This window comes from Lentzea albidocapillata subsp. violacea (assembly GCF_900100275.1).
GTDB classification, from domain to species: Bacteria; Actinomycetota; Actinomycetes; order Mycobacteriales; family Pseudonocardiaceae; genus Lentzea; species Lentzea violacea.
Map to the genome: position 1 here is coordinate 62,005 of NZ_FNET01000026.1, position 7,502 is coordinate 69,506.

A 7,502-nucleotide genomic window follows, 5' to 3' on the forward strand; every position below is an offset into this window, starting at 1 on the left:
GACCGTACGAATTCGTCCAATCACGGCGTAGCGTGTTGGCATCTCTTTCCTGCAGGAGGCGGCAGTGTCGATCGCGCCCAACACGCCCCAGCTCGCGCCGTTGTTGTCCGGAAGTCCGTGCTGGGTCGAGCGAACCGTCGACGACCTCAAAGGCGCGATCGAGTTCTACACCGGCCTGTTCGGCTGGCACTACGCGGACGACGCCGGCTACACGGTGGCGATGGTGGACGGCGTCCCCGTCGCCGGACTGCCGCAGGGTGATCCGGATGCTTGGCGGTTATACCTGGTCACACCACATGCGCGCGCTACCGCGGAGAAGGCTTTCCACCTCGGCGGGTCGGTGCTGCGCAACCCCGAGGACGCAGCCGACCACACGCAGAGCACGGTGATCGCCGACCCGACCGGCGCGGTCGTCGGCTTTCGGCACGTGCCACCGGACTGGCGGTTCGGCACGGGCGGGCACGGCGCGTACGCGTGGGCCGAGCTGAACACCCGTGACGGGGCGGTTGCCGACGAGTTCTTCGGCGAGCTGTGCCACTACGACATCACGCAGATCGGCGACGGGCAGCGGCTGGACTACGCGTCCTGGTCCGTCGAGGGCACCGAGGTGATCGGCCGGCAGAAGATGGGGCGCGAGTTTCCGTACGGAGAGCGCTCCCACTGGATGGTGTACTTCAACGCGGCGCCCGAGATCGGCACCGACTCGGTGGCGTACCGGGTGCTGGAGCTCGGCGGCCGGGTGACCGTCGAGCCCTACGACACTCCGTTCGGACGCATCACCGTCGTCGAGGACCACGCGGGAATGGCCTTCTCCGTGATCGACCAGTCCCGCGTGATCGAAGCCGAGCCTCGGATCGCGGTGGACGACCCGTTCGACGACTAGCGCGAGATCGTCGGCAGCGGCCCCGGCGACGGCGGGTTGTACTGCAGACACGTCGGCCCTTGGCCGCGTGAGTACATCCCCATGACGAGGGTCCCAAACCTGCCGTTGCCTTCGTTGACCGTGCCGATCGCCAGCACGCTGTTCGGCAGGATGGCTTCAGGAACGATCGTGAGCGTGGCTTCGCCGTTCACCTGCCTCACGTCCTTGAACGGAATCAGTCCTCGCCGTGGTGGGTCGACCTGGGGCCGCTTGTCCGCGCAGTCCGGCAGCACGGGCACGACCATTGCCGAGATGCCGTGCTCACGCAGCTTCTCGGTGGCCTCCTTGAACCGACCGAATTCCCGGACGGTGAGCGTCACAGAGCCGTCCGGGTTGTCCACCACGGCGTAAGCGGGCGGCGCGCCGCCGAAGTAGGTCGACGCCGCCAACGCACCTGTCCCAAGCACGGCTACCGCAGCTGCCGCACCGATCCATCGCGCCGTGCGCCTGCTTCGGTGCTTCGCCATGCTCTGCAGCAACGACTGTCCGTGCTCACGCTGCATGTCAGCCCACAGGCTGTCCTCAAACTTGCTCATTTGCCTGCACCTCCACCTCGTCGCGGACGACCTCGCGCATGCGTGTCATGGCGCGATACAGCCGAGTCCGCATCGCCCCTTTCGGCACGCCGAGCGCTTCGGCCGCTTCCTTGGGTGCGAGACCATCGAGGTGCACGAGCTCGATCGCTTCCCGTTCGACGTCGGGCAGCGTCTCCAGCCGTTCGAGCAGCAGGCGGCCGCGTTGTTCGGCGTCGATCCGCTCTTCCAGCTCAGCCAGTTCGTCGCGGCTGAGCTCACGCCTGCCGCCGACACGACGCACCAGTTCGGTGCCGCGGGCCGACTGTTCGCAGTGCGCGGAGAAGGTCTTGCGGGCGATGCCGTACAGCCAGCTCGCCGCCGTCCCCCGGGAGGAGTCGAACGTCGGGAACGACGTGATCGCGCGGACGAACGTGTCCGCGGTCAGGTCGGCCACGAGCTGCGGGTCGACGCACCGCCTGGCGAAATATCGGGTGATCGCGCCGACGTTCGCGCGGTAGATCCGCTCGAACGCCGCAAGTGCCTCGTGGTCTCTCACAACCATTGCTTGCGGCGTTGCGCGGAAAACGTCACAGGGACGGCGGCACGAAGAGGTGCAGCAGGAGCCAGGAGGCGACAGCGGACGGGAGGAGCGAGTCCATCCGGTCCATCAGGCCGCCGTGGCCGGGCAGCAGCGTGCCCATGTCCTTGATGCCGAGGTCACGCTTGATCAGCGACTCGACCAGGTCGCCCGCGGTGGCCGTGACGACGAGCACGGCACCGAACAACGCGCCCTGCCACCACTGGCCGTCGAGCAGCGTCGTCACCGTGATCGCGCCGCCGACCGCGCCCGCGGTCAGCGAACCGGCGAAGCCCTCCCAGGACTTCTTCGGGCTGATCGTCGGCGCCATCGGGTGCTTGCCGAGGAAGACACCGGCCGCGTAGCCGCCGACGTCCGACAGCACGACACCGATGATGAACGCGAACGCACGACCCGCGCCGTCGTCGGGGACCACGAGCATGGCCGCGAACGCCGCGAACAACGAGATGTACGCGATGGTGAACACCGAGGCGCTCAGATCACGCAGGTAGCCGTCGGAACCGCCGCGGAACCGCCAGATCATGCACACCAGCACGGTGACCACGAAGGCGGTCATCATGCCGGAGCGCTCGAGCGGCCACGACAGCCAGATGATCGCCTGGCCGCCGATCAACGCCGGCCACAGGGCGATGTTGATGCCGGCCTTCTTGAAGGCGTTCGCTATCTCCCACGTCGACACCGCCGCGGCGGCCGCGACGATGCCGATGAAGGTCTCCTTGACGGTCAGCAGCGACACGATGATCATGGCGCCGAGCCCGGCGCCGACCAGGATCGCCGCGCGCAGATCACGTCCGGCGCGCGACGGCTTCGACGTGGGGACGTCCGCGGGACCGCCTGCCACCTGTGCTCCCATCAAGACCTCCGCCCGGCCTGGGCAATCACGCCTGCGGCGACTCGGCCGGGCGAACCATCAGTGGAACATCAGACTTCGAGAAGTTCGGCTTCCTTGTGCTTCACGAGCTCTTCGACCTGCGCGACGTAGCGGTGGGTCAGAGCCTCGAGCTCCTTCTCACCACGCGCGCCGTCGTCCTCGCCGACCTCGCCGTCCTTGACGAGCTTGTCGATCTCTTCCTTCGCCTTGCGACGGACGCCGCGCAGGGCGACCTTCGCGTCCTCGCCCTTCGACTTCGCGACCTTCACCATGTCCCGGCGGCGCTCCTCGGAGAGCTGCGGGATGACGATGCGGATGATCGAACCGTCGTTGCTCGGGTTGAGGCCCAGGTCGGAGTCCCGGATCGCCTTCTCGATGGCGTTCAGCTGGCCCGCGTCGTACGGCTTCACGACCGCCATGCGCGCTTCGGGGACCGTGATGCTGGCCATCTGGTTCAGCGGCGTCATGGAGCCGTAGTAGTCGATGTGGATGCGGTTGAACATCGAGGGAGTCGCACGACCGGTTCGAACGGAGGAGAGGTTCTCCTTCGCGACCGAAACCGCCTTTTCCATCTTCTCCTCGGCGTCGAGGAGGGTCTCGTCGATCACGACTGCTCCTTGCTCTGCGTGTACGTGCCCAATTCCCGGTCCTGGAGAGATCCCACCAGGTCTAGAAGGCCGGGCGGCCACCGGGGGTGCTGACCAGAGTTCCGATCTTCTCACCACGCACCGCGCGTGCGATGTTCCCCTCGGTGAGGAGGTTGAAGACGAGGATCGGCATGTTGTTGTCCATGCAGAGGCTGAAGGCCGTGGCGTCGGCGACGTTGAGACCGCGCTCCAGCACCTCGCGATGGGTGATGTTGTCGAACATCAGCGCGTCCGGGTCGATCTTGGGGTCGGCGGTGTAGACGCCGTCGACGGCCTTGGCCATCAGGACGATCTCGCAGCCGATCTCCAGCGCGCGCTGGGCGGCCGTGGTGTCCGTGGAGAAGTACGGCAGGCCGGCGCCACCGCCGAAGATCACGACGCGCTTCTTCTCGAGGTGACGCATCGCGCGGCGCGGGATGTAGGACTCGGCGACCTGCGTCATCTGGATGGAGGTCTGCACGCGCGTGTCGATGCCGTGTTCGCGCTCGAGGAAGTCCTGCAGCGCCAGGCAGTTCATGACCGTGCCGAGCATGCCCATGTAGTCGGCGCGCGACCGGTCCATCCCGCGTTGCTGGAGCTCGGACCCCCGGAAGAAGTTGCCGCCACCGATCACGACGGCCACCTGCACGCCGGACCTGTGGATGGCCGCGATCTGCCGGGAGACTGTCTGGACGACGTCGGGATCGACGCCGACGCCACCACCGCCGAACATCTCGCCGCCGAGCTTGAGCATCACCCGGCTGTAGCCGTGGCTACCTTCTTCGCTCACAGGTCCTCTCCTTTGACCTTGGGCCGGGGGTGCGGGGGTGTCCCCCGCTGTTGCGCGGAACGACCCGGTTCGCGCTTCCCGCGAACACACCGCACCCCGAGTGAAGCCTTCTGTAGACACGCCAAGGGCGGGGTCGCTGGTACCCGCAACCCCGCCCTCATGCGAATCAGCTCTGGCCGACCTCGAACCGAGCGAAACGGGTAACCGTCACGCCGGCCTCGTCCAGAAGAGCCTTGACCGTCTTCTTGCTGTCCGTCACGGAAGCCTGCTCGGTGAGCACGACGTCCTTGAAGAAGCCGTTGACGCGACCCTCGACGATCTTGGGGAGCGCGCCCTCGGGCTTGCCCTCCTCGCGAGCGGTCTCCTCGGCGATGCGACGCTCGTTGGCGACGAGCTCCTCGGGGACCTCGTCACGGGTGACGAACTTCGGGCGCATCGCGGCGATCTGCATCGCGGCACCCTTGGCGACCTCGGCGTTGTCGCCGGTGTACTCGACCAGGACGCCCACCGCGGGCGGCAGGTCGGCAGCGCGCTTGTGCAGGTAGACCGAGACGGTGCCGTCGAAGTCGACGGCCTTGGCCAGCTCGAGCTTCTCGCCGATCTTGGCGGAGAACTCCTGGACCAGCGCGTCCACGGTCTTGCCGTCGACCTCGACGGCCTTGAGGGCGTCGACGTCGGCGACCTTGTTCGCCTTGGCGAGCGCGACGATGTCGTCTGCCAGGGCGATGAAGTCGGCGTTCTTGGCCACGAAGTCGGTCTCGCAGCGCAGCTCGATCATCGCGCCGTCCTTGACGGCGACGAGGCCGTTGGACGTGGTGCGCTCGGCGCGCTTCCCGACGTCCTTGGCGCCCTTGATGCGCAGGATCTCGACGGCCTTGTCGAAGTCGCCGTCAGCCTCGTCCAGCGCCTTCTTGCAGTCCATCATGCCGGCGGCGGTCAGCTCGCGGAGCTTCTTGACGTCCGCGGTGGTGTAGTTCGCCATCGTTTTCCTTCTGCGATGTACGCGCTTAGGTCACGAGGTGCCCGCTTGTCGCGGGCACCTCGTGGGGGAGATCAGGACTGGACGGGCTGCTCGGCCGGAGCCTCGGCCGGGGCCTCAGTCGCGACGGCGGCGTTGGTGGTGAGGAGCTCCTGCTCCCACTCCGCCAGCGGCTCGTCGGTGGCGACCTCGGGCTTGTCCTGGCCGTCAGCGGCGTCGCGACGGGCACCGGAACGCTGCATGAGACCGGCGGCGGCGGCCTCGGCCACCACCTTGGTCAGCAGTGCGGCGGAACGGATCGCGTCGTCGTTACCCGGAATCGGGTAGTCGACCTCGTCCGGGTCGCAGTTCGTGTCGAGGATCGCGACGATCGGGATGTTCAGCTTGCGCGCCTCGCCGACCGCGATGTGCTCCTTCTTGGTGTCCACGATCCACACGGCGCTGGGCACCTTGGACATGTCGCGGATACCGCCGAGCGTGCGCTCCAGCTTGTCCTTCTCACGGTTCATCATCAGGATTTCCTTCTTGGTGAAACCCTGGAAACCGCCGGTCTGCTCCATCGACTCGAGCTCCTTGAGGCGCTGAAGCCTCTTGTGAACCGTCGAGAAGTTGGTGAGCATGCCGCCCAGCCAGCGCTGGTTCACGTAGGGCATGCCGACGCGGAGCGCCTCGTTGGCGATGGCCTCCTGCGCCTGCTTCTTCGTGCCGATGAACAGGATCGACCCGCCGTGCGCGACCGTCTCCTTGACGAACTCGAAAGCCCTGTCAATGTAGGTCAGCGTCTGCTGCAGGTCGATGATGTAGATGCCGTTGCGCTCGGTGAAGATGTAACGCTTCATCTTCGGGTTCCAGCGCCGGGTCTGATGCCCGAAGTGCACGCCGCTGTCAAGCAGCTGCCTCATGGTTACGACGGCCATGGCCGGTTCGCACCTCATCTGTCGGACGCGCTAGGACTCGCCTTTGCGCGTCGGTTCGGTTGACGCCTCAGGCCGGTAGGCCCTCAGCCCTGGTGCCATTGCCGCCGTCCGCACCCGCGGAGCATCTCTGCACCGTCAGGACCGTCGAACGTCGTGACTCGACCCTGCTGGGATCAGCCGGTCGGATCTGCGTTGGCACGCGAAGTCGTCCCGCGCACAGACGGGACGCGCCCAAAAGTCTACTCCCCATCCCCGACAAACTTCGAATCGCCCCCACCCCGCAGGGCGTAGTTGTCCACAACCGGCGAGTAATCCACAGTTTCCCAATACCCGCTGGTCCCCAGGGGTCCCCTGGCCGACCGTTGACCCATGCCCCTCCTCCCCACCGCACTGCTGCTCACCACGCTCCTGAGCCCGCCGGCCGACCGCTTCACGTGGCCGCTGCCCCCGCCACACCCGGTGATGCGCGCCTTCGAGGCCCCCGCCTCCCCGTTCGGTCCAGGCCACCGAGGCGTCGACCTCTCCGCACCGGCCGGCACCCCAGTCCTCGCCGCGGGCGACGCCACCGTCGTCTTCGCAGGCGCGGTAGCCGCCAGAACCCTGGTGTCGCTCCAGCACCGCAACGGCCTGCGCACGACCTACGAACCGATCACGCCCGCCGTCACCGCAGGCCGCCCGATCCGCCGGGGGGAGGTGATCGGCCACCTGCAGGCGGGCCACTGCCCTACCCCGTGCCTGCACTGGGGCGCCCGCCGAGGCCACGCCTACCTGGACCCGCTCCGCCTGGTCAGCTCAGGCCGCGTACGCCTGCTGCCGCTGGCGGCCCCCACGTAGCCGCCCCAGCCCGCGCCGCACGTCACCCCTCGCGGCGCTCCACACGGGCGCTCCCCGCCGTCCCCCGGCGGCAGGACAGCGGCGCACCCCGACACCCGCCGCAGCGCCCGTCAGGCGCCGGGAGGCGGCCACCCGCTCACCCAGGCCGCCTCCCGGCCACCTGTCCTCACGCCAACCCGCCCGCGGGGGTCGCCACAACGCCCCCAGGGCCACCGCACCACCGCAAGGCGCGAAGGCTCGCCACCGGACCGCGCCCACCCCACAGCAGTCGGGACGACCACCGTGCAAGTTCGGCCCCCGGCGCGGCCACCCACCAGCGCTCGCCCGCTTGCACCCAGGTGGCCCACCGTCCGGAACACCAGGTCACCTTCGCCACCAACCGCACCACCGCACAAAACCGTCAGCGTTGGCCGCCGGCCACCCGCAAGTCCGAGGCGCAGGCGGTCGCCG

General features: G+C 68.0%; 9 protein-coding genes. 2 read left to right on the plus strand and 7 right to left on the minus strand.

Features of this window, described 5'->3' with window-relative positions; translation table 11 throughout:
* Positions 1–64: 64 nt before the first annotated feature.
* Positions 65–883, plus strand: coding sequence for a VOC family protein (locus tag BLR21_RS36280; protein WP_090013738.1), 819 nt, complete (start codon positions 65–67; stop codon positions 881–883).
* Here the strand turns inward: BLR21_RS36280 and BLR21_RS36285 are convergent.
* The 7 genes from BLR21_RS36285 to rpsB all read right to left on the minus strand — a co-directional run bounded on the left by BLR21_RS36285 (position 880) and on the right by rpsB (position 6,218).
* Entirely contained in the window at positions 880–1,458 is a 579-nt protein-coding gene (locus BLR21_RS36285) for a hypothetical protein (RefSeq protein WP_090013741.1), read from the minus strand. The genes BLR21_RS36280 and BLR21_RS36285 overlap by 4 nt on opposite strands.
* The gene (locus BLR21_RS36290) at positions 1,445–1,993 is read right to left on the minus strand and encodes an RNA polymerase sigma factor (RefSeq protein ID WP_176929947.1); all 549 of its coding nucleotides are present in this window, start codon (positions 1,991–1,993) and stop codon (positions 1,445–1,447) included. Before BLR21_RS36290 ends, BLR21_RS36285 begins: the two co-directional genes overlap by 14 nt.
* A gap of 31 nt (positions 1,994–2,024) precedes the next feature.
* On the minus strand, positions 2,025–2,888 hold the full coding sequence (locus BLR21_RS36295) for a phosphatidate cytidylyltransferase (protein WP_090013747.1): 864 nt from the start codon (positions 2,886–2,888) through the stop codon (positions 2,025–2,027).
* Positions 2,889–2,956: 68 nt separating this feature from the next.
* Positions 2,957–3,514 carry a ribosome recycling factor gene (gene frr / locus BLR21_RS36300; RefSeq protein ID WP_090013749.1) on the minus strand — a complete coding sequence of 186 codons (558 nt, stop codon included), beginning with the start codon at positions 3,512–3,514 and terminating at the stop codon, positions 2,957–2,959.
* A gap of 61 nt (positions 3,515–3,575) precedes the next feature.
* Positions 3,576–4,286 carry a UMP kinase gene (gene pyrH / locus BLR21_RS36305; protein ID WP_420843932.1) on the minus strand — a complete coding sequence of 237 codons (711 nt, stop codon included), beginning with the start codon at positions 4,284–4,286 and terminating at the stop codon, positions 3,576–3,578.
* 202 nt (positions 4,287–4,488) lie between these two features.
* Entirely contained in the window at positions 4,489–5,304 is an 816-nt protein-coding gene (tsf, locus tag BLR21_RS36310) for a translation elongation factor Ts (RefSeq protein ID WP_090013752.1), read from the minus strand.
* 71 nt (positions 5,305–5,375) lie between these two features.
* Positions 5,376–6,218, minus strand: coding sequence for a 30S ribosomal protein S2 (rpsB, locus tag BLR21_RS36315; protein ID WP_030479650.1), 843 nt, complete (start codon positions 6,216–6,218; stop codon positions 5,376–5,378).
* Between the two features lie 369 nt (positions 6,219–6,587).
* Between rpsB and BLR21_RS36320 the strand changes: the two genes are divergently transcribed.
* A complete protein-coding gene (locus tag BLR21_RS36320; protein ID WP_090013754.1) occupies positions 6,588–7,052 on the plus strand; it encodes a M23 family metallopeptidase in 465 nt (154 codons plus the stop codon).
* The last annotated feature ends 450 nt before the right edge of the window (positions 7,053–7,502 follow it).

What these genes read in the sequence shown, in the direction of transcription:
- BLR21_RS36285 (WP_090013741.1), bottom strand. Translation starts at nt 1,458, where the DNA reads ATGAGCAAGTTTGAGGACAGCCTGTGGGCTGACATGCAGCGTGAGCAC.
- BLR21_RS36295 (WP_090013747.1), bottom strand. Translation starts at nt 2,888, where the DNA reads ATGGGAGCACAGGTGGCAGGCGGTCCCGCGGACGTCCCCACGTCGAAG.
- pyrH (WP_420843932.1), bottom strand. Translation starts at nt 4,286, where the DNA reads ATGCTCAAGCTCGGCGGCGAGATGTTCGGCGGTGGTGGCGTCGGCGTC.
- tsf (WP_090013752.1), bottom strand. Translation starts at nt 5,304, where the DNA reads ATGGCGAACTACACCACCGCGGACGTCAAGAAGCTCCGCGAGCTGACC.
- rpsB (WP_030479650.1), bottom strand. Translation starts at nt 6,218, where the DNA reads ATGGCCGTCGTAACCATGAGGCAGCTGCTTGACAGCGGCGTGCACTTC.
- BLR21_RS36320 (WP_090013754.1), top strand. Translation starts at nt 6,588, where the DNA reads ATGCCCCTCCTCCCCACCGCACTGCTGCTCACCACGCTCCTGAGCCCG.